This is a genomic window from Streptomyces purpurascens, assembly GCF_045040895.1.
In the GTDB taxonomy this organism is placed as follows: domain Bacteria; phylum Actinomycetota; class Actinomycetes; order Streptomycetales; family Streptomycetaceae; genus Streptomyces; species Streptomyces purpurascens.
Map to the genome: position 1 here is coordinate 7,415,209 of NZ_CP108341.1, position 26,251 is coordinate 7,441,459.

Annotated in this window: 22 protein-coding genes; 3 read left to right on the top strand and 19 right to left on the bottom strand. The window is 70.8% G+C overall.

Annotation, left to right across the window (positions count from 1 at the left end; genetic code table 11):
* Positions 1-237: 237 nt before the first annotated feature.
* The 10 genes from OHU35_RS33735 to OHU35_RS33780 are packed head-to-tail and all read right to left on the bottom strand — an operon-like array spanning position 238 to position 10,781.
* On the bottom strand, positions 238-795 hold the full coding sequence (locus OHU35_RS33735) for a pyridoxamine 5'-phosphate oxidase family protein (RefSeq protein ID WP_189721440.1): 558 nt from the start codon (positions 793-795) through the stop codon (positions 238-240).
* Between the two features lie 5 nt (positions 796-800).
* The gene (locus OHU35_RS33740) at positions 801-2,093 is read right to left on the bottom strand and encodes an ATP-grasp domain-containing protein (RefSeq protein ID WP_405508016.1); all 1,293 of its coding nucleotides are present in this window, start codon (positions 2,091-2,093) and stop codon (positions 801-803) included.
* On the bottom strand, positions 2,090-2,962 hold the full coding sequence (locus OHU35_RS33745) for an NAD(P)-dependent oxidoreductase (RefSeq protein WP_405508018.1): 873 nt from the start codon (positions 2,960-2,962) through the stop codon (positions 2,090-2,092). The genes OHU35_RS33740 and OHU35_RS33745 overlap by 4 nt, the downstream gene beginning before the upstream one ends.
* A 48-nt stretch (positions 2,963-3,010) precedes the next feature.
* Complete coding sequence (locus OHU35_RS33750) at positions 3,011-3,748, bottom strand: TSUP family transporter (protein ID WP_184588971.1); 738 nt, start codon at positions 3,746-3,748, stop codon at positions 3,011-3,013.
* Entirely contained in the window at positions 3,741-4,970 is a 1,230-nt protein-coding gene (locus OHU35_RS33755) for an MFS transporter (RefSeq protein WP_189721437.1), read from the bottom strand. The genes OHU35_RS33750 and OHU35_RS33755 overlap by 8 nt, the downstream gene beginning before the upstream one ends.
* Position 4,971: 1 nt before the next feature.
* Positions 4,972-5,940, bottom strand: a complete 969-nt coding sequence (locus OHU35_RS33760; RefSeq protein WP_229872757.1) for a diiron oxygenase — start codon at positions 5,938-5,940, stop codon at positions 4,972-4,974.
* Positions 5,937-7,262 carry a diaminobutyrate--2-oxoglutarate transaminase gene (gene ectB, locus OHU35_RS33765; protein WP_189721436.1) on the bottom strand — a complete coding sequence of 442 codons (1,326 nt, stop codon included), beginning with the start codon at positions 7,260-7,262 and terminating at the stop codon, positions 5,937-5,939. The genes OHU35_RS33760 and ectB overlap by 4 nt, the downstream gene beginning before the upstream one ends.
* Positions 7,259-8,233, bottom strand: a complete 975-nt coding sequence (locus OHU35_RS33770; RefSeq protein ID WP_189721435.1) for a 3-methyl-2-oxobutanoate hydroxymethyltransferase — start codon at positions 8,231-8,233, stop codon at positions 7,259-7,261. The genes ectB and OHU35_RS33770 overlap by 4 nt, the downstream gene beginning before the upstream one ends.
* Positions 8,223-9,392, bottom strand: a complete 1,170-nt coding sequence (locus OHU35_RS33775; protein ID WP_189721434.1) for a pyridoxal phosphate-dependent aminotransferase — start codon at positions 9,390-9,392, stop codon at positions 8,223-8,225. The genes OHU35_RS33770 and OHU35_RS33775 overlap by 11 nt, the downstream gene beginning before the upstream one ends.
* A gap of 9 nt (positions 9,393-9,401) precedes the next feature.
* A complete protein-coding gene (locus tag OHU35_RS33780) occupies positions 9,402-10,781 on the bottom strand; it encodes an LLM class flavin-dependent oxidoreductase (RefSeq protein ID WP_189721433.1) in 1,380 nt (459 codons plus the stop codon).
* A 358-nt stretch (positions 10,782-11,139) separates the two neighbouring features.
* Between OHU35_RS33780 and OHU35_RS33785 the strand changes: the two genes are divergently transcribed.
* Together OHU35_RS33785 and OHU35_RS33790 are read left to right on the top strand one after the other, a co-directional pair.
* Positions 11,140-12,354, top strand: coding sequence for an acetyl-CoA carboxylase biotin carboxylase subunit family protein (locus OHU35_RS33785; RefSeq protein WP_405508022.1), 1,215 nt, complete (start codon positions 11,140-11,142; stop codon positions 12,352-12,354).
* 88 nt (positions 12,355-12,442) lie between these two features.
* A complete protein-coding gene (locus OHU35_RS33790) occupies positions 12,443-13,447 on the top strand; it encodes a ketopantoate reductase family protein (RefSeq protein WP_405508023.1) in 1,005 nt (334 codons plus the stop codon).
* A 100-nt stretch (positions 13,448-13,547) separates the two neighbouring features.
* Here the strand turns inward: OHU35_RS33790 and OHU35_RS33795 are convergent, their stop codons facing one another.
* Positions 13,548-14,867, bottom strand: a complete 1,320-nt coding sequence (locus OHU35_RS33795; RefSeq protein WP_405508024.1) for a jacalin-like lectin — start codon at positions 14,865-14,867, stop codon at positions 13,548-13,550.
* A 117-nt stretch (positions 14,868-14,984) separates the two neighbouring features.
* The gene (locus OHU35_RS33800; RefSeq protein ID WP_359888210.1) at positions 14,985-15,752 is read right to left on the bottom strand and encodes a hypothetical protein; all 768 of its coding nucleotides are present in this window, start codon (positions 15,750-15,752) and stop codon (positions 14,985-14,987) included.
* A 275-nt stretch (positions 15,753-16,027) separates the two neighbouring features.
* Between OHU35_RS33800 and OHU35_RS33805 the strand changes: the two genes are divergently transcribed.
* The gene (locus tag OHU35_RS33805) at positions 16,028-17,323 is read left to right on the top strand and encodes an MFS transporter (RefSeq protein ID WP_405508027.1); all 1,296 of its coding nucleotides are present in this window, start codon (positions 16,028-16,030) and stop codon (positions 17,321-17,323) included.
* Here the strand turns inward: OHU35_RS33805 and OHU35_RS33810 are convergent.
* The 7 genes from OHU35_RS33810 to OHU35_RS33840 form a co-directional block, all read right to left on the bottom strand.
* Positions 17,313-18,119, bottom strand: a complete 807-nt coding sequence (locus tag OHU35_RS33810; RefSeq protein WP_405508028.1) for an ABC transporter permease — start codon at positions 18,117-18,119, stop codon at positions 17,313-17,315. The two genes, OHU35_RS33805 and OHU35_RS33810, sit on opposite strands and share 11 nt — an antisense overlap.
* Before the next feature lies 1 nt (position 18,120).
* On the bottom strand, positions 18,121-18,924 hold the full coding sequence (locus OHU35_RS33815; RefSeq protein ID WP_189721426.1) for an ABC-2 family transporter protein: 804 nt from the start codon (positions 18,922-18,924) through the stop codon (positions 18,121-18,123).
* A 1-nt stretch (position 18,925) separates the two neighbouring features.
* Complete coding sequence (locus OHU35_RS33820; RefSeq protein WP_189721902.1) at positions 18,926-19,921, bottom strand: ATP-binding cassette domain-containing protein; 996 nt, start codon at positions 19,919-19,921, stop codon at positions 18,926-18,928.
* Positions 19,922-20,079: 158 nt separating this feature from the next.
* Positions 20,080-22,947: a glycoside hydrolase family 2 TIM barrel-domain containing protein gene (locus tag OHU35_RS33825; protein WP_405508030.1), complete on the bottom strand. Its 2,868-nt coding sequence runs from the start codon at positions 22,945-22,947 to the stop codon at positions 20,080-20,082.
* A gap of 12 nt (positions 22,948-22,959) precedes the next feature.
* Complete coding sequence (locus OHU35_RS33830; RefSeq protein WP_359888195.1) at positions 22,960-23,847, bottom strand: carbohydrate ABC transporter permease; 888 nt, start codon at positions 23,845-23,847, stop codon at positions 22,960-22,962.
* Complete coding sequence (locus OHU35_RS33835) at positions 23,844-24,809, bottom strand: carbohydrate ABC transporter permease (protein ID WP_189721423.1); 966 nt, start codon at positions 24,807-24,809, stop codon at positions 23,844-23,846. The genes OHU35_RS33830 and OHU35_RS33835 overlap by 4 nt, the downstream gene beginning before the upstream one ends.
* Positions 24,810-24,830: 21 nt before the next feature.
* Positions 24,831-26,096, bottom strand: coding sequence for an ABC transporter substrate-binding protein (locus OHU35_RS33840; RefSeq protein WP_189721422.1), 1,266 nt, complete (start codon positions 26,094-26,096; stop codon positions 24,831-24,833).
* Positions 26,097-26,251 lie beyond the last annotated feature (155 nt).

Consider the following 26,251-nt stretch of genomic DNA (forward strand, 5'->3'; position numbering starts at 1 on the left):
ATCGACGGACGCAGCAGTGACGTTTCATCTTCAACGTCCGGCGGCCTCCCGATCTGGTGTCTCACAGGCGGGCACTTCGCTCGGTGAAGGCGTGCGGCAATGCCCGCTCGGGGTGGTTGGCAAAATAGGCAGAAGTCACGCCGGGAATCCAAGCAACAAGGCACCTGCCCACGCCACTTAGTTTGAGCCACTGCCCGAAAATACCCGGCCGAAAATCGCTCCCGAGGCGGTCGGCCCCTACAATTCCCGGTGCGGGCGGGCCGGCAGGCCGTCGATGCTGGTGGAGTTCTTCTGCCGCATGTAGTCCTCCAGTTCCTGGTCCGACTTGCGCATGCCCCACTGGTCCTGGAGGTCGCGCTCGCGGACCAGGTCCATCTCCGGCACCGTGAATCCGCAGGAGTCGGTGATGCGGGTGAGCGAGACGACCATGATGGACCGCGGAATCGGATGCTTGCCGAAGTGACCGATCAGGGCGTCCCACTCGGGGGCGTCGGGGAAGACGCAGCGGGCGGTGCCGTACAGCCGGAGGATCTTGGGGCGGCGGGTGAACGAGCAGAACATCAAGGTGATCCGGCCGCTCTCCCGCGCATGCGCGATGGTCTCGGCTCCGGAACCGATGAGGTCCAGGTAGGCCACCGTCGTGTCGTCGAGGACGGCGAAGGTGTCCATGCCGCCCTTGGGGGAGACGTTGACGTGCCCGTCCGCGGACAGAGGTGCGGTGGCCGCGAAGTACATGGGTGCCTGGGCGATGAAGTCACGCAGCGCGGGGGTCAGTCCCTCGTAGAGCTTGCCCATGGGGGTTACCTCTCTGACTTCTCGGGACTCGAGGTCCTGGTGCCGAGCAGCCGTTCGGGCCGGGGGGCCACGGCCGCGATGGAGCGGGGAGCGCCCGGCTCCGTGTCGGGCCGGGTCTTGATGGTGATCCGGGCGGCCAGTGCATGGGCCCGGGCGCGCGCGTCCTCGGCCGACTCGCCGCGCACGATGAGCAGCCCGGACCTGTCGTACGACCAGGCGATGGGGGCCACCGTGGCACCGGGCTCGACGGAGAGCTGCAGGGCCACCACGCGCGGATCGGCGCGCACCTCGTCGGCTCCGGTGACGGACTCGACGACGCCCGGCTCGGCGGTCAGGAAGCGGATGGCGCCGCCGCCCCTGGCCGGGCCCGGCGTGATGGGCGCGGTGCGGCCCGCGTACCAGAGGAAGGCCAGCGCGTCGATGTCGGTCCCGTACACCTCGTCGACCAGATCGGCGATCCGGTCGCCACCGCGCCGGTTGTGGGACTCCACCAGGCGGGGGCCGTCGGGGGTGAGGATCACCTCGGTGTGCGAGGGGCCGTCCTCGATGCCCACGGCATCCAGCATCCTGGTGACCAGCGACTCGATCCGGGCCGTGGCGTCCGCGTCGATGCCCGCTGGCTGCACGTGCCCGACCTCGACGAACGAGTCCAGCTTCTCCTTGGCCGTGTACGCGACGACCACGTGCTCGCCCGCGAAGCTGAACGCCTCCACGCTGAACTCGGGGCCCCGCAGATACTCCTCCATCACGAACGTGTGCAGCCCGAACTCCGCTGCCCAGGCCGCCACTTCCGAGACCGCGTCAGGGCCGTGCACCAGCCGAACGCCGAGGCTGCCGGATCCGTACCGGGGCTTGATCACCGTGGGTCCGAACTCGGCGACGAAGGCGCGGATGTCGGCCTCGTCGTGCCCCAGCCGGGCGGCGACCCCTTCGATGCCGCGGTCGGCGAGCAGTTCCCGGAAGGCCAGCTTGTCCTGCAGCACGCGGACGGTGCCGAGGCCGGTGCCGGGCAGGCCGAGCGCCGTTGTCGCGGCCGCCGCCGACTCCAGGCCGTCCTCGATCATCGAGACGACCCGGGCCAGCGGCCGGTGCCGGTGTACGGCGGCGAGGAGGTCGGCGACGGCCCGCGGGTCGCGGTAGTCCGTGAGGTGGGCCTCGGCCACCAGCTCCAGGCCCGACCGGTCGAGTTCGTGCGGCCCGTGCACCCAGACGATGTCGAAGCCGGCCTGCCGTGCCTTCTCGAGGGCGGCGACCTGGCCGCCGATGACCGCGATCCGCGGTGCGTTCTCCTGCGTCATGCGCGCAACTCCCGTCCCGATACGTTCTCCAGCCAGCGCACGACCTCGACGTTGTCGGCGCCTGCCGGCAGCTCTTCGTGCGCCTTCTCCCACAGCTCCTGGCAGGCGTGGCCGAAGGCGGCGGGGCCGCCCGCGGAGTCGAGCAACGACGTGCCGATGCGGATGTCCTTGAGCATCAGGCGCAGCGCGAAGCCCGAGTCGAAGGTACCGGACAGCACATGGTCGGGGATCTTGGTCTGCGAGGCGTGGTTGCGGCCGGTGGAGGCGTTGATCACCTCCAGCATCGCCGCGGGCTCGAGGCCGAACGCCCGCCCGGCGAGCATGACTTCGGCTACCGCGGCGAGATTGACCGCGGAGAGCAGGTTGTTGAGCGCCTTCAGCGCGTGTCCCGCGCCCGCCGGACCCACCCGGTACACCTTGCCGAGCGCGCCGAGCACCCGCTCCGCCCGCTCCACGTCCCCGGGGGCACCCGCGGCCATCAGCGTCAGCTCACCCGCCCGCGCGGCGGCCGGGGAGCCGGAGACCGGCGCGTCCACCACGGACACCCCGTACGCGGCGGCCGCGGTGCCGAGGGCCAGGGTGTCGCCGGGTGCCGAGGAACCCGTGTCGACGATCAGGGAGCCGGCGGCGAGGTGTGGCAGCAGCTCATCGGCCACCTGCCGCACGGCCGCGCCGTCGGGGAGCATGGTGACCACCACCGGCGCGGCCAGGTCCGCGACGCCCGCCGCCGTCCGCACGCCCGGGTGCGCTCCGGCCGCCGCCGCGGCACTCGTGTCGACGTCGTACGCGACCACGTCGAACCCGCGCTCCGCGAGCCGGCGGCACATCCCGCCGCCCATGGACCCCAGTCCCGCAAATCCCACCCGCATGATCCGTTCCTTTCTCGGTACGTGTGCTCGCGCGTCCGGCGGACGCGCTCATGGCGTGCCGGTGGCGACCAGCCCCCGGACGATCAGGACGAGCGCGGCGACCACCGCGAGGGCGAGCACTGCGCCGCGCATCCGGCCGCCGTCCACATGCCGCCGGACCGGCCCCGACAGCGCGAATCCGGCCACCACCGCGGGCAACAGCAGCGCCCCGAAGACCAGTTGCTCGCGGGGCAGGCGGCCGACGGCGGTGAGGGAGCCGAGCGAGAGCAGCGCCCCGGCCGTGAAGAAGACCCCGAGGGTGCCGCGGACCGTGGGCCCGGGCTCCCGGTGGTAGACGAGCGCGATGAACGGCCCGCCGATGGACGACGTCGTCCCGGTGAGGCCCGCCACGGCGCCGGAGGCGAGCAGCGTGCCCCGGTTCCGGGGCAGTCGGGCCGGGTCGGCGGCGAGAAGCGAGACGACGCCCAGCGTGATGCCCGCCGAGAGCAGGTCGAGCGTCGGCCCCGAGACCACGAGGATCACGTACGAAGCCGCCGCCGTGCCCGCGATCCGGCCGGCCAGCGCCCAGGAGACGCCGTGCCAGTCGGTGTGGGAGATCTCCCGGGCCGCTCCGAGCACGGCCAGGACGGCGGCGACCAGGAGCAGCGACCCCGGCATGAGACGCGGCGCGGCGATCTGCACCACCGGCGCCGACACCAGGGCGAGGCCCACACCCACGCTGCCCTGGACCAGCGCGCCGAGGAACACCGCGACGGACGCGCAGACCAGGACGGGCAGTTCAGGCATCGACGGGCACCTTGGCGCGCATCCGCTCCCCGGCCGCGCGGGCGACCCGCTCGGCCGCGCCGCCCGCCACCACGAGCACCCCCGCGGCCACCACCCAGCCGAGCGGACCGGCACTGAGCAGCAGTGAGGTGACCATCACGGGGCCGAGGACCCGCTGTCCGGCCACACTCAGGTTGAAGACGGACAGATAGCGTCCGCGCTGCTCCTCCGGGGCCAGGGCGATGGACAGGTCCCACACCGCGGAGTTGGCGATCACCTCGGCCAGGGACAGCAGCACCACGGCGGTGACCAGCCACGCCACCGCGAGGACGCCCGCGACGGAGCCGGACGCGGCGAAGCACAGGCTGCTCACCGCGAGCACGGCACCCGTCCACGTCAGCATCCGGGTGGTGCGCCGCTGGCCGGTCGCCAGTTTGCTGACCGGGATCTGCAGCACCACGACGAGCAGGGTGTTCAGCGTGAACAGCACGGACACGGTGACCCGCGGGGCGTCCGTGTGCTCCAGGACCCACACGGGCATCGCGACGAGCAGCATCGTGTCGAAGAAGAACAGCAGGAAGTTGAGCCCGGTCAGCGCCAGATAGCGCCCGTCGGGCAGCACCCGGCCCTTGACCGGCCGTTCCCCGGACTCGGCCGGGGCGGCCTCGGCTGTCGGCGCGGCCGGCCCGGGCACCCGCAGCACCAGCACCGCACCGCCCAGGAAGGCGAGCCCGATGGTGACCAGCGTGATCCGGTAGGCGGCCTGGGTGTCGCTGACGAGCGCGACACCGGCCGCCATCGCGCCGACCCCGAGCCCGCAGTTGCGGACCACATTGACCACGGCGAGCAGCCGGGTGCGCTCCTGGCGCTCGGGCACGGCCACGGCGACCAGCGCCTGGAGCACCGGAGGCCCCGCCCGGTCGCACGCCACCGCGCACAGCGTCACCACCATGAACTGCCAGAAGTCCGTGACGAAGACGTACGCCACACAGCACACCCCCCGCCCCAGGTACACGGAGGCGAGCACCCGCCGCGCCCCGTACCGGTCGGCGAGGACTCCGCCGAGCAGCGAGATCCCGAGGGCCACGACACCGGCGAGGGCGAGCCCGGAGGCCACCTGGTTCGCCGAGAGGTCCACCTGCCGGGTGAAGTACGCCATGGAGCTCGCCATGAACAGGCCGATGCCGAGCGACTGGACGAGCGCGGCGACGGCGAGCCGGCGGCCGCCCGCGGTGAGCTTCACGTCACTCGGCCCCGAAGTCGAAGTCGACCTGGTCCTCGAGCTCCATCTCGCGCACGATGCGCCGTACCCCGGAGAAGTCGCGCACCAGCAGGCCGGTGCCGGCCTGGCGGCGGCAGTCCTCGACGATCTCGTCGGCCTGCTCGAAGCCCGCCGCCCGCAGAATGCCGGGCCACACCGCGAAGTCCTGCTCCACGAAGGCGTGCAGCGCCTTGGGCAGCGAGTCGGCGAAGGCACGGCGCTGTTCGGCGTTCATGTGCACGTACAGCGCCTTGGCGACCTCGACCATGACGGAGGAGTGCGCCGACTCGTCGCGGGCGTGCAGCCGGGGCACGAGGGAGTGCAGCGGCTGAACGGTCTTGTCGCGGGAGAGCAGTTCCAGATAGGCGTTGACGCTGATCTCCGAGACGGTCGTCCACACCAGCTTCAGCAGGTCGCGCTCCCAGCGCTCCGGCAGCTTCGCTTCGGCCTCCAGGAGGCGGCGGTAGGTGACCGTGTGCGGATAGGAGGGCTCGTCCGTGACCTGCCGGATCTCGCGGGTGCGCTGCATCGCGATCATGTGCATGTACGTGTGCCAGACCTCGTCCACGTGCGTCTGCTGGACGGCGCGCTTGAGGTGGACGCCGTCGGCACCGGGGAAGGCGCCGTGCATGATCATGGCGAAGGTCGGGTTGGCGACGTACTCCTCGGCCGCGATGACCCGCTCGTTGTAGACCAGCCAGGCCATGGTGAGGACCTTCTGGCGCTGCTCGGGCGTGGCCTCGAGGTACAGCGGGTGCTCGGCGAACGGCAGCAGATGCTCCGGGTAGTCCGGCAGCCGCTCGTCGTACTCCTCCGGCTCCGAGATCCGGTCCAGGTCGGTGCGGATGGTGGCGCGCCGCGGCCAGGAGTCGGCGATCCGGCGCAGCACGCTCTCGTCGATGCCGTGCTCGTGGTCGCCCTCGATGGTCTGCTCGTGCTCGGCGATGCTCACGCAAGGTCCCCTTCGGATACGTCGTCTTGGGCGGCCGAAGCGATGGCGTCGGCCAGGAGGGCGAGGCCGGGCGCCAGCTCCTCGGCTTCCGTCACGATCGGCGGCATGATCTTGAGGACCTGGCCGCGGGCGCCGGACGTCTCCACCAGGAGTCCGCGCGTGAAGGCGGCCCGCGACACCCGGTCCGCGAGCGCCGGGTCGGTGAAGCCGAGCCCGCGGATCAGGCCGCGGCCGAGCACGGTGCAGCCGAGGTGCGCGAACTCGGCCGCCAGTTCGTCGAGCCGGGCCTCCAGCGCGGCGGCGTTGCGCCGCACCCGCGCGGCGAACTCCGGCTCCGCCCAGCGGTCCAGGCAGGCCGTGGCGGTGACGAAGGCGAGGTTGTTGCCGCGGAAGGTGCCGCTGTGCTCGCCGGGGCCCAGCTGGTCGAACTCGGGGCGGACCAGAACGAGGGCCATGGGCAGGCCGAAGCCGCTGATGGACTTGGACAGGCAGATCAGGTCGGGGACGATGCCCGCCTCTTCGAAGCTGAAGAAGGTGCCGGTGCGCCCGCACCCGGCCTGGATGTCGTCGACGATCAGCAGGATGCCCCGCTCGCGCGCCACTTCGGCGAGCCTGCGCAGCCAGGGCGCGCTCGCCGCCGTGAGGCCGCCCTCGCCCTGCACGGTCTCCACCACGAAGGCCGCGGGCAGGTCGATGCCGCTGCCCGGGTCGTCGAGCAGCCGCGTGAGGTAGTCGATGGTGTCGACGTCGTCGCCCGCGTAGCCCTCGTACGGCATCCGCGTGACGTGGCCGAGCGGCACCCCGGCCGCGCCACGCTTGAACGAGGTGGCGGACGCGGCGAGCGCGCCGAGCGACAGGCCGTGGAAGCCGCCGGTGAAGGCGACGATGTCGGTGCGTCCGGTGACCCGGCGGGCCGTCTTGAACGCCGCCTCGACCGCGTTGGTGCCGGTCGGCCCGGTGAACTGCACCCGGTGGTCGAGGCCGCGCGGAGCGAGCACCACCTCGCGGAAGCGGTGCAGGAAGGCGGCCTTGGCGCCGGTGTGCAGATCGAGGCCGTGGACCGGGCCGTCGGCCAGCAGGTAGTCGATCAGGGCGGCGCGCACCTCGGGCGGGTTGTGCCCGTAGTTCAGCGCGCCGGCGCCCGACAGGAAGTCGATGTACTCACGGCCGTCCGCGTCCCACATGCGGTGTCCGGCCGCCCGCGTGAAGACGGCGGGGAAGCGCCGGCAGTAGGTGCGTACAGCCGATTCGAGCTCGTCGAAGACAGCCGTGTCCGCCCCGGGGGCGGCCGGTTCCACGGTGACCGGTTCGGCGGTGGTCATGAGGCACTCCAAGGGTCGATGCCGGTGATCTCGGCCGTCTCACGGGGGGTCATCGCGGTGCGCGGGGAGAGCGGGAACCAGCCGGCGAGGCTGAGCCGCAGCAGCTCGCGCATGCGGTCGGCGATCAGCTCCGGGGTGTAGCGGTCGGGCACCTCGGCCGCGTCGATCACCGGGGTCGGCGGGAAGTACCGGCCGCCGGGCACGGGGCGTACGACGGCGTCCCACAGGTTCAGGCTCTGGCCGCCCCAGCGGGCCCGGCCGCTGAACACCGAGTACAGCGGCAGACCTTCGGGGTGCGGCCGGCTCAGCGTCTGGTTCACGGCCTCGCTGACCATCTCGACGATCAGTCCGCAGCCGCCCGCGTCCCGGGCCCGGCGGGCCTGTGCGAAGAGCGCCAGCGCGCCGTCCAGGGCGTCGCCGTGCCGGGTCAGGCCGCCGCTCTGCGGGGTGTACCCGAGGTGCGCCAGGGTGGGTGTGCCGGTCGCGGCCACCGCCTCGATGCAGTCGAACTCGCCCTCGCCCGCCACCTCGATCTTGACCGCGTCCGCGCCGGCCGCGGCGAACCGGTCGGCGGCGGCCCGGGCCGCGGCGGTGCTCCGGGTCGTCCCGTCCGGCAGGTCGGCCAGCAGGAACGGCCGTCTGTCCGCGGGGAACTCGGTGTCCAGTGCCTTGCGCATCTCGGCCACCAGGCCGGTCAGGGTCGCGAGGCCCCACTCCTGCTCGTCGGCGCCGGACAGCGTGGTGCCGCCGCGGCCCAGGTGCGTCATGAAGTACGAGTCGCCGACCATCACGCATTCGACGGGGGCGCCGTGCAGGTCCGGTGCGCGCAGCGCCTCGGCGAGGCCTTCCACCTCGTAGCCCCGATACGCGTTGATCTTGAGTCCGAGCTGTGCCGGGCTGTCGTACCGGTGCAGATACGGAGCCAGCGCGGAAGCCGCCGCCGGCCTGGCCACGGTGGTGTCAACGGTCAAGGCCGCCCTCCCAGTAGATCTTGTTGATACGGCCGATGGCGTCCGCGACCGCCTCTTCGGGTGCCGCGGTGAAGCAGAGCCGGGCCCAGCCGTCGCAGTGACCGCCGAACACCTGGCCCGGTGCGAGTCCGACCCCCGCCTCGGCGCAGCGGCGCACGAACTCCGCGCCGTCGCCGTACCGGCCCAGGTCGAGGAACGTGTAGAGCCCGCCCGCGACGCGGGTGTGCGGGATCTCCAGTGCGGCGTCGGCGAGTCGCCACGCCCGCTCCGCCGCCGCCCGGCGCCGTGCGAGTTCGTCGGCGGGAGTGGCCAGCGCCCGGAACGCGGTGTACTGCGCGGCCGTGGAGACCGAGTACAGCGTGTGCAGCGACCACTTGGTGAGGATCTCCTCCGCGCCGGGCGGCGAGATCAGATGGCCCACGCGGGCGCCGGGCATCGCGTACGTCTTGCTGCAACTGTGCACCGAGAAGGTGCGCTCGGCCGCGCCGGGGACGGTCGCCGTGTCGAGGAAGCCGCCGTCGCCGAAGTCGTAGTTCTCGTAGGCGTTGTCGGCGATCAGCCACAGATCGTGCCGTGCGGCCAGCTCGGCGAGCGCGCCCAGGGCCCGCTCGTCCAGGCGGAAGCCCGTCGGATTGTTGGGGTTGTTGAAGTAGATCGCCCGGGTGCGCGGCCCCACGGCCCGCTCGATCGCCGCGATGAAGTCGAAGGCGGGGTCCTCGCTCAGCTCCAGGAAGACCGGCACCTCGCGCGGCGTCCCGCCGGCCGCCCACACCAGGCCGGTCGCGAACAGCCACTGCGGGGACAGGATGAGGACCTCGTCGCCCGGGCTCAGGATCGCGTGCAGGGTCACCGCGATGGCGTGGGTGGCGCCGCTCGTGACCAGGACCTGCCCGGGGTCGACAGCGGTGCCCCGGCGTCGGCTCGCCACGTCGGCGAACGCCGAGCGCAGCGCGGGGACTCCGGCGGGCGGCGCGTGCTCGTGGGCCGCGATCCCGAACTCCGCGCGCTCCCAGGTGCCCGGCCGCGCGCACGGCTCGAAGACGGTCTTGCCCTGCTGCAGCGGCACCGGTTCGGCGTGCGCGCCGTCGCGCAGCAGCCGGTCGACGGTCACCAGCGGGGAGGGGGGAATCTCGCTGAGGGTTCTACCGAAGGACGGCATGAGGTGTGCTCACTCCTGGACTCGTGACGGGCCGGTGCTGAGCGGGAGTTCGGCGGCGGCACCCCGGGCGGGCCGGTCGATGCCGAGGTTTCCGCGCAGGGTGGTGCTCTCGTACTCGGTGCGGAACAGGCCCCGGCGCTGCAGTTCGGGCACCACGAGGTCGACGAAGTCGTCCAGGCCCTCGGGAAGCACCGGCGGCATGACGTTGAAGCCGTCGGCGGCCTCCCCGGTGAACCACTCCTCCATCAGGTCGGCGACGTCCTGGGGGGTGCCGATGACGATGCGGTGCCCGCGGCCGCCGGTCAGGGACCGGTACAGCTCCTTGATCGTCAGGCCCTCGCGGCGCGCCTTGTCGTAGACGAGCTGCTGGCGGCTCGTGCTGCCCTCGGTGGTCGGCAGTTCGGGCAGCGGCCCGTCCAGCGGGCTGCCCGAGATGTCGACGTCGCCGAGGAGCTGGGTGAGCAGCCCCAGTCCGACGACCGGGTCGACCAGCTCCTGCAGTACGGCGTACTTGTCCTCGGCCTCCGCGCGGGTGCGGCCGACCACCGGGAAGAGGCCGGGCATCACCTTCATCTGGCCGGGGTCGCGCCCGTAGGCGGCGGCCTGCCGCTTCATGCCGCGGTAGAACGTCCGGGCCTCGTCCAGGGTCTGGGCGGCGGTGAACACCACCTCGGCCCAGCGGGCGGCGAAGTCCTGGCCGTCCGCGGAGGCGCCCGCCTGGATGAGTACGGGGTAACCCTGGGGCGGGCGGGCCACGTTGAGCGGTCCGCGCACCGAGAAGTGCTCGCCCTTGTGGTCCAGGACGTGCATGCCCTCGGGCTCGAAGTAGCGCCCGGACTCCTTGTCGTACCCGAACGCGTCGTCGTCCCAGCTGTCCCACAGGCCGGTGACGACCTCCATGAACTCCCTGGCCCGGTGATAGCGCGACCCGTGGTCGGGCTGGGAGTCGCGGTTGAAGTTCCTCGCCTCGGCGTCCGTCACCGAGGTGACGATGTTCCAGGCGGCCCGGCCGGCGCTGAGGTGGTCGATCGAGGCGAACTTCCGCGCGATGTGGAACGGTTCGTTGTAGGTCGTCGACGCGGTCGCCGCGAGACCGATGTGCGTGGTGTGCACGGCCAGGGCGGACAGCAGCGTCAGCGGGTCGAACTGGAGGAAGCGGCCCCAGCGGCTCAGCTCGTCGGCGTTGCGGTACGGGGTGCGGATGCCCACCCCGTCGGCGACGAAGAACATGTCGAACTTGCCGCGCTCGGCGGTGTGCAGGAGCTCGCGGTAGTGGGCGAAGTCCAGGCCACCGTCCGCGCGGGCCGTGGGGTGCCGCCAGGAGGCCACGTGGTAGCCAGGGGTCAGCAGGAAGGCTCCCAGACGGAGCGTACGGCGTGTTCCGCCCATATAGCAGGTCTCCGGTGTCCTTGCAGGCGAGGTGCTTTGGATCGAGACGGACACTAAAACAGGGGCCCGGGGCGGGACATGGTTCTGCGTGCACTGTGGATTTACCTCGGAAAACTCCTTCTGCTTCTTTTGACCACCGCGTGGTGACGCCCGGTACCAGGGGCCGATCACGTGTGGATCTCGCGGCCAGAATGAGCAGAACAATCTTTCCGAGGTAAAGCGAAGGTATGTGCCAGGACGGGCCTGAGCTGGGCACACACCTCTAGCCTTGAGGCCGCGCGCGGCCGGGTGCGTGCTTTTTGAGGAGCCCTGGGAGGTGCTGATGAAAACCGGAGCAGAACGGAGTGTTCTGGCTTTTGTGGACAGCGACTATGCGGACACTCCGTACGACAAGTGGGCCGGCGATACGGGTGTACGGCCGCATCTTCTGGTCTCCGAGGCCAAATTCCCGCAGTACCGGCATGTTCCGGGTGCCCTTTCCGTCCCCGGCTACCACCGGGGTGGCCACGCGGAGCGGGCGGCCCTCGACCTCGCCGAGCGCATGCCGCCCAGCGTGGTGCTCGCCCGCATGGAGGGCGACCTGCTGCGCGCCGCGCGGCTGCGGGAGCTGCTCGGCGTGCCGGGCCAGGACTTCGCCAGCGCCCTCGCGTTCCGCGACAAGGTCCACATGAAGAACCTGGTGCGCCAAACTGGCCTGGAGATACCGGAGTTCGCCCCGGTGCGCGTCGCCTTCGACCTCTTCGGCTTCGTCCGCGAGCACGGCTACCCCGTGGTGGTGAAACCGGCCTTCGGCTCCGGTTCCACCGCCACCCAGGTGCTGCGCGGCCCCGAGGATCTGACCCGGCTCCTCGCCGCGGGCCTGCCCGAACACGCCCAGGTGGAGCGGTTCGTGGAGGGCCCGATGTACGTGGTGGACGGGCTGGTGGTGGCGGGCGCGCCGGTGGCCACGTTCGTCTCGCGCTACCTCAACGACTGCCTGTCCTTCCGCGACGGCACCTACCTGGGCTCGGCGCAGCTCACCCGCGACGACCCGATGACGGACCGGCTCATCGGCTGTGCGCGCAAGGTCCTCGACGCGCTGCCCACGCCCGAGTGCACCACCTTCCACCTGGAGGTCTTCCACACGCCCGACGACCGCCTCGTGCTGTGCGAGATCGGCAGCCGGACCGGCGGCGCGCTGACCGCCCCCGCCATCCGCGCCGCCACCGGTTTCGACCTCGACGAGCAGTGGTTCAGGGCCCAGGTCGTCCCCCAGGGTCCGATCGATGCCGGGATGCACGGCGTCGCGCCCGGACGGAGCGCGGGCTGGGTCGTCTTCTATCCCGAGCGGGGCACGCTCGCGGCCCTGCCCGCGGATCCCCCGCCTTTCGTGGTGGAGGAACGCCTGCGGGGTACGGTGGGAACGGCGTACCAAGGGGGAGTGAAGTCCGGTGTGTACGTGGCGGGTTACGTCCTGACCGGTGCCGACGATCATGAAATCGAGCGGCGGGCACAGGAACTCGCCCGGTGGTACGCCACGGGGGTGCGGTGGACGGGACACCACGGCGAAGACGACCACGCGGCCCTCGACTGACAGCAGTTCGAACCCGCTTCGAGTCGTATGCCCTGTACGACCGTGTGCCGACCTGTACGGCGCCTGAAGCGGAGAACCAGGGAGCGGAATGCGCTACATCTTCATCGGGTCCGGAGCCATCGGCGGTTCGATCGGGGGGCGGTTGCACGAAAGCGGCCGGTCCGTCGTCCTGGTCGCCCGCGGCGCACACTTCGAGGCGCTGCGCGACAAGGGGCTGCGGCTCAGAGTCCCCACCGGCACGCTCACCCTCGACGTGCCCGTCGTGGCAGGCCCCGAGGACGTCGAACTGCGCGAGGACGACGTGCTCGTCCTCGCCGTCAAGACCCAGGACAGCATGGCCGCCCTGGACGCCTGGGCCGCACGGCCGGTGGCGGGCGGGGGCTCGGCGGGCGAACGCCTGCCGCTGGTGTGCGCCCAGAACGGAGTGGAGAACGAGCGCCTGGCACTGCGCCGCTTCCACGAGGTGTACGGCATGTGCGTCGTCCTGCCCAGCACCTATCTGAACCCCGGTGAGGTCGTCGCGCCCTGCGGCCCGTACACCGGCGCCCTGGTCATCGGCCGGTACGGGACGGGCTCGGACGAGACCGCCCGGCGGATCGCGGACGACCTGGAGAAGGCCCACTTCCTGGCTCCGGTGGTGACGGACGTGATGCGCTGGAAGTACGGCAAACTCCTCGGCAACCTCGCCAACGTGGTCGAGGCCGTGTGCGGCTCGGCCTCGGACGCCGCAGCGAAGGACCTGGTCGCCCGGGCGAAGGCCGAGGGCGCCGCGGTCCTCGACGCCGCGGGCATCGCCTGCGCGAGCGGGGCCGAGATCACCGAGCTGCGCAGCGGGACGGTCGACCCGCAGCCGATCGCCGGCGATCCCACTCGCGGCTCGTCCTGGCAGAGCCTGGCACGGGGCGCGGGATCGATCGAGACGGACTACCTCAACGGCGAGATCGTGCTGCTCGGCCGGGAGCACGGCGTCCCCACCCCGGTGAACGCGGCCCTTCAGCACGCCGCCCGGGAGAGCGTGTCCCAGGGCCGGGAGCCGGGCGGCCTGACGGCCGGGGAACTGAGCAGGCGCATCGCCGAGGGCGTCACCGCCTGAGGACGATGGCCGATCCGCTCAGGGGTGGGCACGATGTCCTCGTCCGAGGACATCGTGCAGCTCACCCACGCATCTGAGAGGGAAGGGCGTGGTACGGGCGTCAGCGGATCGGCGCGTACACGACCCCCAGCTTGTCGACTTCGACTCCCGCGCGGCCGGTGAAGCCCACGATCTGCCAGCCGGACGGGGCCGTGAAGGTCTTCGCGTCGGACGTGGCCGTACCGGTGGACAGGGTGCGGCCCTTGTCGGTCGTGAACGCCGCCGAGAACAGGCGGGTACGGCCGTCCTTCTGGCCCTGCGTCAGCTTCACGGAGGTCAGGTGCTCGCCCGCCGCCAGGGTCAGGGACGTCGCGGTGCCGCCCGTGCCGCCGTGGGTCACGGTCGTACCGCCGTCGTGGGTCAGGGACACCGCGTCCAGGCGGGCGCTGCCGCGCAGGGTCAGCGTGCGGGGAGCCGGGGTCGCCGGCAGGTCGTCCGCGTCGTTGAAGGCCGTGCCGTGCGGGCCGCCGAAGAAGTCGCTCGCGCGCAGGGACGAGTTGAGCGTGTAGGAGAAGTCGACCGTGTGCGGGAAGTGGTCGGAGAGGTTGGCGCCGGCCGAGTCGAGGAAGGACGCCCACTCGTTGCCGTAGCGGGTCGCGTCGAGGCTGAGCAGCTTGCTGCCGCGGTAGAGGACCTTGTCCACGACCTCGCATTCGTCGGTGGGCGCCGTCGTGGGGCAGACCAGCGCGTCACTGCCCTGGGCCGGGGGCGTCCCGCCCTTCACCCGCTGGACCCACGCGTCGGTGAGGCCGTTCTCGCTCAGGAGCGTGCGGATGTTGTCGCCGGAGCGCGTGTACCGCGTGTTCGTGTCGCCCATGACGATCACCGCGTTGCCCGCGGAGTTCGCCTGGATGAAGTCGGAGAGCTGCTCGACGTTGGCCCGGCGGGCGGCGAGCGCGTCGGCGGAGTCGTCCGCGTTCGTGTGCACGTTGTAGAGGTCCACGAAGACGCCCTCGGCGAGCCGTACCCGCGCCAGCGAGAAGCCCTTGGGGGTGAGGCAGTTGGTGCCGGTGCAGTTGTTCCACTTCACCCGCTGGAAGTCCTCGAAGGGCTGGTCCGAGAGGGTGTTGAGGCCGTCGCCGAAGGGGACTCCGCCGCTGGTCGCCGTGCGGTGGGCGTGGTCGTCGCCCGCGTAGAGGGCCGCGTGGTAGTTGAAGTCCTCCTGCACATTGACGATGTCGTACGCCCCGAGGCGAGGGGAGATCAGCGGGGTGTTCTTCTCCGGGTTGCCGGAGCTCAGGCCCTCGGGAAGGCCCGCGACGTTGTAGGTGAGGACGTTGAAGGAGCCGGAGTCCGCGGCGACGGCGGGTGTCGCGGCGGTGGTGGCAAGACCCGTGACGGCCAGGGCGGCGGCCATGAGCGTGCCGATCAGTCTCTTCATGGGGGTGTCTCCGGTCGGGGAGGTGGGGGGGGAGAGAAGGTGAACGGTGCTCAGGTTCGGGGGCAACACCCGTGGTACGCAAGGGAAGTCGGGAAAACAGTGGGAGACGCCCCGGCGTCAGGAGTGACGCAGCAGCTCCAGGTCCGCGCCCCAGGAGTCGAGGACCTCGCCGTGCCCGGCCTTCCGCGCCGCCTCCTCGAGGTCGGTGAAGAGCGCGCGCTGCGTGTCCGGGTCGCCGTCGGCGAGCAGGCGTTCCACGACGGGCAGCAGCCGGTCCGCGCCCCACCGCCGGTCGCCCAGCGGGCTCCGCTCCAGCTCCCACCGCAGGTACTTGTTGTAGGGCCGCACCCGGCGGTGCAGGGCGAAGAGCACTTCCAGGGCGTGCGGGACGGACTCGGCGGCGTCCAGGTGACCCATGGCCGGGTGGCCGTCGCGGTAGCTCTTCAGGGAGCGGTAGGTCTGGTTGACGTAGGCGTCGAGCCATCCGTCGACCGCGGCCCGGGCCTCTTCGGCACCCAGCCTCCGCTTCTCGTCGAGGATCCGGGCGATGGCCCCGTCGAGCCGGTCGAGCAGCACCTCTGCGTGGACGTAGGAGTAGCGCGCGAAGTGGTCGGGGCGGCCGGGCATGCCGCGGGTGCGGAACTCCGCCAGCGGGATGACCACGAGGTCGAGGTGGGCCGAGCGGAACCAGTCCAGCCCGGCGAGTTCCGAGGCCTGCCGGTCCCGGAGGATCACATGCAGGTCGTAGTCGGAGTGGACCGTCGGCATGCCCTCGTGGACCCGGGAGCCGCTGAGGACCAGACCTACGACTCCGGGATCCTCGGCCGCCCGTGCGGCGAAGGCCGCGAGTGTGTCGTCAGGGGTGGTGCCCAGGACGATGTGCATGATGATCTCTCCCTGTGGAACGGGCACGACAAAACGAGTTCGTTGCGCGTCTGCGGTGTCCGCGACACCGCGGGAGAGATCAGCTCACGGGGCGGACGATAGCCCGCCCGCACCGCCCGCCGGTAACGGTTTTCCGCTACGGGCGTGAGCGGACGGAAGGCGCGGCGGCGGTGGCCTCTCGCGGAGTGCGGCACAACTGGGGACGCGGGTGCGACACCCCCCGATCGCCGCGGCCGGCCATAAGGTTGCCGTGCATCGGCGACGGGGGAGGGCGCATGACGTACGAGGCGGCACGGCGCGAGGACGAGCCCGGCAGCGGCACGCCCTCGGACGCGGGCGACGACGGCTTACCCGGCACCCGCCCGCTGTGGCGGCAGCGGGACTTCGGGATCTTCTGGACCGCGCAGACCCTCTCCGTCCTCGGCGACTCCTTCGCCCTGATCGCCCTGCCCCTGCTGGTCCTGGAGGCCACGGGGTCGGTCGCGCGGATGGGGCTGCTGACCGCGGTGGGCGGGGCGGCATCCGTCGTGGCGGCCGTGTTCGCCGGGGCGGTGGTGGACCGGGTGGACCGGCGCCGGCTGCTCATCACCTGCGACCTCGTGCGCATGGGGCTGTACGGGGTGATCCCGCTGGTGTGGCTGTTCGGCCCGCAGATCTGGCTGCTGTACGTGGTGCTGCCGCTGTGCGAGGCCGTCGGCATGCTGTTCGCGGTCGGCTACGTCACCGTCGTCCGCGGCCTGGTCGGCACCGAGCAACTCACCGAGGCCAACGGCCGGTTGAACGCGACGGCCGCCGCCGCGGGTGTCCTCGGGCCGCTGTGCGCGGGGCTGGTGGCCGCCTGGTCCGGGCCGGCCGCGGCCGTGGGCGTGAACGCGGCCAGCTTCGGGGTGTCGGCGACGCTCCTGTTCTTCGTTCGGTTCCGCAGGCGCGCCCCTGACGAACAGCCCGGCAAGCGCACCGGACTGTGGCAGGACCTGCGCACCGGCATCGCCTTCCTCTACGGCCACCCCGTGCTGCGCTCGCTCACCGTCCTGCTGTTCGTCTTCAGCTTCCTCACCCTCGGTATCCACGACCTGGTCATCTACCACCTCAAGCACGACCTCGGCCAGGACGACGGCACGGTCGGAACCGTCATGGCCGCCGGCGCGCTCGGCACCATCACCGGCGCCCTGCTCGTGGCCAGGATCCGCCGCCGCCTCGGCTTCGGGCTGACGTGGACCGGCTCGGTCGCGGGCTGTGGGCTCGCCTTCGCCGGTCTCGGCTGGGCCCGTGACGTGCCCGTGGTCGCGGCCCTGTGCGCCGCCTTCCTGGCCTGCGCCGCCATGGGCGGCACCTGCTCGATGTCGCTCCGCCAGGAGGTGACCCCGGAACACCTGCTGGGCCGGGTCACCTCCGCGTTCTGGACCCTGCACTACGCGGCGGCACCGATCGGTGCCGCCGTGCTGACCTGGGCCGCGGAGGAACAGGGCACGACGCCGGTCGCCCTGGCCGCCGGAGCGACCTGCGTCCTGCTCGCCGTGAGCGCCCTGTTCACCCCGGTCCGCGGGTCGGGCCGGACCGTCAGCCGTTGACCCCGCTGTAGTGCCGCAGACTCCACCGCCACAGCAGCCGCGCCCCCAGATACGCCAGCAGCCCGAGCAGCGGTGAGGCCGCCGCCAGCCAGTACGGCACACCGGTCGTATGCCCGTGGCCGGTCAGTACCGCCGCCGGGAAGAAGGCGACGAACGCGAGCGGGAGGCCATAGGTCAGGAAGCCGCCAACCGCCTTGGGCAGCACGTTCAGCGGGTAGCTGCCGAACGTGCCGAGGAGTTCCTCCAGCCAGCGGCCCCAGTAGTCGGCCGCCGGGAAACGCAGCGCCGCGCTGGCGACGACCGTGAACAGGGCCGCCTCCAGCAGCATGCCGCCCAGCACGGCCGCGATCAGATAGCCGATCCGGCCCGCCGTCCAGTCCAGGTCGCTGCGGGACAGCGCGCCCACCATCAGCCCCGCCGCGACCGTGAGGTCCCCGATGGCGTTGGTGGGGAAGTAGGCCAGCTGGATCTGCCGGTGCACCGGCATGGGGCGCATCAGGTAGATGTCGATGCGGCCCTCCTGGATCTGCCGGCCGGCGAAGTGCACCCGCCCCAGGAACAGCACGAACAGACCGTGCGCCAGCATGCGCGTCGCCGGGATCAGCAGCACGTCCGAGCTGTCCCAGCCGCCCATCCCGGCGAACCGGGTCAACAGCACCGTGGCGAACACGATCACCGACACCTGCCAGATCGCCCCGATCGCGATCATCAGCAGGAACTCGGTGCGGTACTCCATCTGCGCGCGGAAGTTGAGCGCCGTCACGCGCCACACGATCCGCAGAGCCTTCAACGACATCTCAGCCTCCCTGCGAGATCACGCGCCGGGCGGCCCGCCGCCACAGCAGCCGGGTGAACAACGCCAGCGCCACCACCCAGGCCGCCTGTACGGAGAGCTGGAAGGCCGCGTCGGACAAGGGGATCCGGCCCACGTACAGCGACAGCGGCACGCTCAGCGTGGCCTGGAAGGGCAGGAAGGCGCTCATCGTCACGAACCAGTCCGGGAAGAACCACAGCGGCGCGTACACCCCGGACAGCAGGTTCTGCGCGAACAGCAGGATGAGCATCGCCGCGTTGTTGCGGATCGTCCAGAAGCACAACTGGTCGAGCACGAGCATGACGTAGTACAGGACCCACTGGCCCAGCAGCATGCTGAGCACGAACACCCCGGCCACGGCTGCGGAGCCGGGCGGCTCGACGAGCCCGGCGGCCAGACAGACCAGGTACCCGGCCAGCGCCCACGCGAGCCCGTACAACTGCTCGCCGGCGGCCCGCAGGGCGTAGTAGCGCTGCGGCGGCAGCGGGCGCAGATACCAGTAGACGATGGTGCCGAAGTGCATGTGCTGGAGGACCGTGTCCCGGCCCGTGTACTGGTCCAGCTCCCGCAGCCGGGACGCCAGTACGGCCAGCACGGCGTAGGTGACGGCCTGGTCGCGGCTCAGCCCGGCGGTCGTGCCGGAATGCGCGTACAGGCCGCGCCACAGCGACCAGACCAGCACCACCTGCACGGCCAGCCGGAGCGCGACGGCCGTCATCCTGGGCGGTGCGTTCAGCTCGCCCAGCGGGGTGACGCGGGCGGTGCGCCAGGCGTGCAGCACGGCCATGTCAGACCTCCCCGGCGTGCACGTACGCGGCCCGCATCACGTCTTCCAGGTCCGCCTCGTCCAGGGCGATGTCGGTCACCTCGTACCGCTCGATCACCGCCTTGAGCGCCTGGTGGACCGTGGGCGCGTCCGCCCCGTCGGGGCCGAAGACGACCTGGGCGCCGGCGTGCCGCAGCAGGGTGATCCCGGGCGGCGGCAGGACCTCGGCGTGCGGATCGGCGAGAGTGGCCCGCACCTGCCAGGTGGAGCCGAACTTCCGGCGGATCTCGTCGAGGGTGCCGTCCATCATCAGCCGGCCGTGGTTGACCAGCACCACCCGCTCGGCGAGCCGCTCGACCTCCGTCATGTCGTGCGTGGTCAGCAGGACCGTACGGCCGCGCTGCTCCACCTGGTGGCGCAGGAACTCCCGCACCTGCTCCTTGACCACCACGTCCATGCCGATGGTCGGCTCGTCGAGGAAGACCACCGGCGGATCGTGCAGCAGGGCGGCGGCCAGGTCGCTGCGCACCCGCTGGCCGAGGGAGAGGTGGCGGACCCGGGTGTCCCAGAAGGACGACAGGTCCAGGATCTCGTCGAACTCCTTCAGCCGGGCGGCGTGCTCGGCCTTCGGCACCTCGTAGATGTCCCGCAGGATCGCGAACGACTCGCGCACCGGCAGGTCCCACCACAGCTGGGTGCGCTGCCCGAACACCGCGCCGACGTTCCGGGCGTTGCGCTCCCGCTCCTGGTAGGGCACGACGCCCGCGACCCGGGCCTCGCCGGAGGTGGGCGTGAGGATGCCGGTCAGCATCTTGATGGTGGTGGACTTGCCGGCGCCGTTCGGGCCGAGCAGGGCGAGGAGTTCGCCCGGGGCCACGTCGAAGGTGATGTCGGCGACGGCGTGCTTGGCCACCCGCTCGGGATTGACGAGCGAGCGGACGGCGCCCAGGAAACCGGGGCGGCGGACGGTGGTGTGAAAGGTCCGGGACAGTCCGCGGACCTCGATGGAGACACTCAATCGACCCACCCACTTCCTTACGGTGAACACAGGTGCGGCCGGTCGGCTTCGAGGGCCGACCGGCCGCGGATGACGTCCCGACACTGTCGGAATGTCGATCAATTGGTCAATCGATTAAACGATTTCTTACCTGGTGTTCTTCTTGCCCGGCGGTCGAGTCACCCGGTGGTCGAGAACACGAACGAGAACTCCGTCGGCTCCGCCTTCAGGAAGTACCGCGGCAGCGGGCCCGGGCCGCACGACTGCGAGCCGATGCCGTGCTGCCCGTGGTCGAGGTTGACCCACACCGTGTCGCCGGCCGTGAGGTCGGTGCGGTGCCGGGCCGCCTCGAGCTGCTCGGTCGTCCAGCGCCGCGCGGTGAACCAGAACTCCGGGTCGCCCTCGATGCGCAGCCCGCCGAGCTCCACCCAGCGGACATCGGCGCGGGCACCGTTCTCCTGCGGACGGACGTACGGGGTCTGCAGCCCGTCCACCGTCGACTGCCAGCGGCCCACCATCGACGCCGTCCTGGTGTCCGGGTACGCCTCGCCCGGACCGCCGCCGAACCACTCCACCCGGTCGGCCTCCGGCAGTCCGAAGCGGACCCCGAGCCGGGGCAGCGGCACCGTCCAGTCGCCCTGGGGGGTCACGGACACGGTCAGCCGCAGCCGCTCGCCGTCGGACGTCCAGCGGTACACCGTGTCCAGGCCGACCTCGCGGGCCGCGGGCGCCACCCGGGTCCGGACCGTCAGCGCGTCGTCGCCGGCCTCGACCGAGACCAGGCGGTGCCGCATACGGTGCAGGCCGAGCGTGCGCCACAGCATCCCGTAGCGGGTGTCGGTCTGCCATTCCGCGCCGTCGTCGTTGTCGGTCGGCGCCCGCCACACGTCCAGCCGCGGTGCCGCGCCGACCGCCACCCCGCCGATCGAGCGCAGGGCGCCGGTGCGGGGGTCGAACTCGGCCGGGCCGAGGGTGATCCGGTCCGGGCCGGCCACGGGCCGGTCACTCGCGGGGAAGGACGGCAGCGGCCGTGCCCCCGCGGCGAACTGCCCCCAGGCCACGACATGATCCTTGGGAGCCCAGACCGTGTCGTCCGCGAGCAGCGCCCGCACCGTCCACTGGCGTTCGCCGCCCCGACCGTCCACGGGCGGCTCCGGCAGCTTCACCTCGGCGCTCTCGCCCGGCACGAGCACCGGCACCGCCAGCGGGCCCGACTCGACGGTCTCGCCGTCCACCTGGCACGACCACTCGAAGGCCAGCGCGGACAGATCCGCGAAGTCCTGCTTGTTGGTGATCCGCACAATGCCGTTGGCGCCGTCGCCCTCGATGTGGACCGGCTCGATGACCTTCTTGTACTCGATCAGGCCCGGCGACGGCGTCCGGTCCGGGAAGACCAGCCCGTCGCAGACGAAGTTGCCGTCGTGCAGTTCCTCGCCGAAGTCACCGCCGTAGGCGTAGCCCAGCTCGGCGTGCTTGACGCCGTGGTCGATCCACTCCCAGATGAACCCGCCCTGGAGCCGCTCGTGCTTCTCGAACAGCTCCTGGTAGTCGGCGAGCCCGCCCGGGCCGTTGCCCATCGCGTGCCCGTACTCGCACTGGATGAACGGCAGTGCGCGGCGCTTGTGCGTACCACCGTCGAGCCGCTGCCCGATCTTGTCGACCTCGTCGTGGAAGGCGTACATCCGCGAGTAGACGTCCGTGTCGCGGCAGTTCCAGTCGCCCTCGTAGTGCACCAGCCGCTCGGGGTCGCGGTCGTGGATCCACTCGGCCATCGCGGTGAGCCCGCGCCCGGTGCCGGCCTCGTTGCCCAGCGACCAGAACACCACCGACGGATGGTTCTTGTCCCGCTCGACCATCCGCGCCGCACGGTCCAGCAGCGCCGGGGTCCAGCGGTCGTCGTCGACCGGGTTGTCCCGCCAGTCCTGCTCGGTGAAGCCGTGGGTCTCCAGGTCGCACTCGTCGATGACCCACAGGCCGTACTCGTCGCACAGCTCCAGGAAGGCCGGGTGCGGCGGGTAGTGCGAGGTGCGCACGGCGTTGAGGTTGTGCCGCTTCATCAGCAGCACGTCCTCACGCATGGTCTCCAGGTCGAGGGCGCGGCCCTTCTCCGGGTGCCACTCGTGCCGGTTGACGCCCTTGAAGAGGACGGCCTTGCCGTTGACCTTGATCAGGCCGTCCTCCAGGACGACCGTACGGAAGCCGATCCGCAGCGGCACCCGCTCGCCCTCGGTGGCCAGCACACCGTCGTACAGCTTCGGCGTCTCGGCGGTCCACGGCTCGACGGCCACCGTCACCGACTCACCCGTCGCGACATCGATGTCCAGCCCCGGGACGGTCACCCGCCCCTCGACGTCGGAGTCGACCCGCAGGGTGCCCTCGCCGCTGGTGTGGTCGTACGACGCGTGCACGAAGAAGTCGCCCACACTGCCCGCCGGGCGGTGCAGCAGCGTCACGTCACGGAAGATGCCCGGCAGCCACCACTGGTCCTGGTCCTCCAGGTACGAGCCCGCCGACCACTGGTGCACCCGCACCGCCAGGACGTTGCCGCCCGGCTTCAGCAGGTGCCCGACCGCGAACTCGTGCGGCAGCCGGGAGCCCTTGAACTCGCCGAGCTCCGTGCCGTTCAGCCAGAGGCGGGCGCAGGACTCGACGCCGTCGAACCGCAGCACCGCCCCGCCGTCCGACGGCCAGTCCGACGGCAGGTCGAAGACGCGCAGATGGTCACCGGTCGGGTTCTCGGTCGGGACGTGCGGCGGGTCCACCGGGAAGGGGTAGAGGTGGTTGGTGTAGATCGGGGACCCGAACGCCCCGTCGCCCTGGAGGACCCAGTGCCCGGGGACCGTGACCTCGGCCCAGCCCCGGGCGTCGTAGCCCTCCTCGGCGAACGAGTCGTCCTCGGCGTCGACGGTGGCCGACAGCCGGAAGCGCCAGCTGCCGTTCAGCGACAGGGACGCGGCGTCCGAGGCCGCGTACCAGGCACGGGCCGGAAGGGCCCCGCTGCCCGGGGAGACGTCCTCGACGTAGTCGGCGGTGGTGCGGAAAGACATCGGTCTCCTAGCTCAGCCCTTGATGCCGGTCTGGGCGATCCCCTGCACCAGCCAGCGCTGGAGGAAGAGGAAGACGAACACCAGGGGCAGGATGGAAATGGCCGTGGCCATGAAGATCAGGTGATAGTTGACGGTCTGGTTCGTCATGTACGACGACAGCGCCACCTGGACCGTCCAGGCGCTCGGGTCCTGGCCGATGACCAGGGGCCACAGGAAGGCGTTCCAGCCGTTGATGAAGGTGATCGTGGCGATGGCCGCGAAGAAGTTCAGCGAGTTCGGCACGACGACACGCCAGTACGCGCCCCAATAGCCGAGCCCGTCCACCCGCGCCGCCTCCTCCAGCTCCTTGGGGAACCCCAGGAAGTACTGCCGGAACAGGAAGCAGGTGAAACCACTGAAGAGCCCCGGGATGATGAGACCCCGGTAACTGTCCACCCAGCCGAGGGACGAGACCAGGACGAAGCTCGGCACGAAGGTGACCGCCGTGGGAACCATCAGCGTGGCCAGGACGGCGTAGAACACCTTGTTGGCGTGCTTGTACGGGATCCGGGCGAGGCCGTACCCGGCCAGCGAGCAGATCAGCAGGATGCCGGCGGTGTGCAGGACGGCCACGACCACCGAGTTCCACAGGGACTGGGCGAAGTCGACCGTGACATCGTTGAAGGGCTCGGTGATGTTGCCCCACTGGATGGAGGTGGGGAACCACTTCCACTCCTCGCCCGTGATCTCCTGGTCCGTCATCAGCGCGTTGCGGACGATCAGATAGAAGGGGATCAGGAAGAGCAGGGCCGCGATGCCGGTCGCGATGTACAGGCCGGTGTTGCCGAGGACCCCGCCGCCACGCTTGGCCTTGGCGGCCGGCTTCGCGCCCTCGCGGATGTCGGGTGCTGTGGTGGTCACTTGGACTCCTCACCCCTTCCGAAGCCCATGATCTTGCCCTGGAGCAGTGTGACGACGCAGATGAGCAGGGTCAGGACGACCGCGCCCGCGCTGCCCGCGCCGTAGTTCTGGTTGTTGCCGAGGGCCATCTTGTACAACTCGACCAGGGGCGGCTGGCCCCAGGTGGCCTTGGACAACAGGTTGAAGAACTCGTCGAAGGCCTGATAGGCGGCGACGAGCAGCAGCAGGATCACCGCGGTGGACGTGGCCCGCAGCTGGGGCAGCGTGATGTGCCGGAAGGTCTGCCAGCCCGGCTTGGCGCCGTCGATGGAGGCGGCCTCGTACAGCTCCCGCGGGATGTTCTGCAGCGCCGCGAGGAACAGGATCATGTAGAAGCCCGACTGCAGCCAGAGGCGCACGGTCACGATGACCAGCCAGTACCAGGGCGGGTCCGGGTTGGCCAGCCAGGCGACGTTGTCGATGCCGAACCAGCCGATGACGGTGTTGGCGAGGCCGAAGCGGACGCCGTTGAAGATGGACATCTTCCAGATCAGCGCGGCGGCGACATAGCTGACCGCCGTCGGCAGGAAGAACACCGACCGGAAGAAGGCCCGCATGAACCGCAGCCGGTTCACCAGCAGGGCGAGTCCCAGCGACATGGCCCAGGTGGCGGGCACGATGAACGCTGCGAACACCGTGAAGGTGACGAGCGAGTTCCGGAAGTTCGTGTCCGTCAGGATCTGCCTGTAGTTGTCGAAGCCGACGAACTCGCTCGGCGTGACGGTGAAGCGTGCCTCGAAGAAGCTGAGCCAGATGCTCCAGCCGATGGGCACGAAGACGAAGATCACCAGGCCGATCAGGAACGGCCCGGTGAAAAGCCAGAAGTTGAAGGTGCTGCTCGCCCTCAGGCCCCGCCTCGGCCGGGTCTTGGAGACCTTGGCCGGGGCGGGCTGGGCGACCCCGCGTGTGGTGGTGGTCGACATGTCGTGGTCCGTCCGCCGGGCCTAACCGAACAGCTTCTTGAGCTCGGCGTTGACCTTCTTCTCCGCGGCCGCGAGCTGGGCCTTGGGGTCGCCGTTCTTGCGGACGGAGTTCGCCATGACGTCGTTGATCGCGGCGATCATGGCCTGGGTCCAGCCGATGTTGTCGAAGTGGCCGAACTCGTTGAAGAGCTTCACTCCCTCGGCCGGCAGACCGGACTTCAGCTTGCTCGCGGACTGGGCGAGGGAGGAGCGCGGCGGGATGTGGAAGCCGTAGGAGGTGGCGAAGTCCTCCTGGTACTTCTTCTGGTCGATCCACAGCCACTTGACGTATTCCTTGGCCGCCTCGACGTTGTCGCCCTTGGCGTTGACGAACATCGACCAGCCGCCGTTGTAGACCGACTCCTTGCCGGCGGAACCGATCTTCGGGAAGGGGAAGATGCCGATGTCGTCGCCGAGCGCCTGCTGCATGGCGGGCATGGCCCACATGCCGCACCACTGGATCGCGGTCAGGCCCTGGTTGAAGGCCGACGGGTCCCACGAGTCGGCGGGGGCGTCGAGGAGCAGGTTGCCGCTGGTGAACAGACCGCGCAGCTGCTTGAGGCCGTCGGCGACGCCGTCGGTGTTGAAGGCGGGCTTGTTGTCGGCGGTGAGGGTGTCGGCGCCGGCCGACCAGATCACGTTGTGCTGGATCGAGGTCAGGTCGTTGCCGAGGAAGATGCCCTTGACCTTGTTGGTGGTCAGCTTGTCGGCGGCCTCGATCAGCTCTTCCAGCGTGGTCGGAACCTCGATCTTCGCCTTCTCGAACAGCGAGGGCCGGTAGAAGAGGAACTGCGGGTCGTCGATCATCCGGATGCCGTATATCTTGCCGTCGACCGTGTGCGACTTGATGTCGGCCGGGTTGAAGTCGTCCTTGACCGGCTCGATGATGTCCGTCAGGTCGGCCACCTGACCGCTCTTGACGAGCTGGATCTGCGGGTGGAACTCGAAGACGTCCGGCGCGTTCTTGGTGAGCAGCGCGGCGAAGAGCTTCTGCTCGTAGTTGTTGCCGGTGATCCACTGCGTGGTCACGTCGGCGTCCTTGTAGGCCTTCGCGTAGCGCTTGACGGCCTGCTCGACGCCGGCCTCGCCGTACGCGTGGAAGTACTGGGTGAGGCCCTCGCCCGACCCGGACCCACCGCCCCGCCCGGTGTTGCTGCCGCACGCGGCGAGTCCGCCGGCGGCGGCCAGGCCCATCGCGGCCCGCAGTACGGTTCGGCGGTCCCAGTTCATGTTGCTCGATGCCGACATGCTGACGTCCTTGTCTCGAGTGCGGCTGCGGCTCTTCGGCTCACTGCCTGTTGGCTCACGGGCCCGGGGGCTCGCGCCAGATGGCTCAAAGAGAGGTGCGGTGCGGGACGCTAGAGCTTCGGCTAAGGCTTCGGCAAGGGGTTGGACGAAGTCTG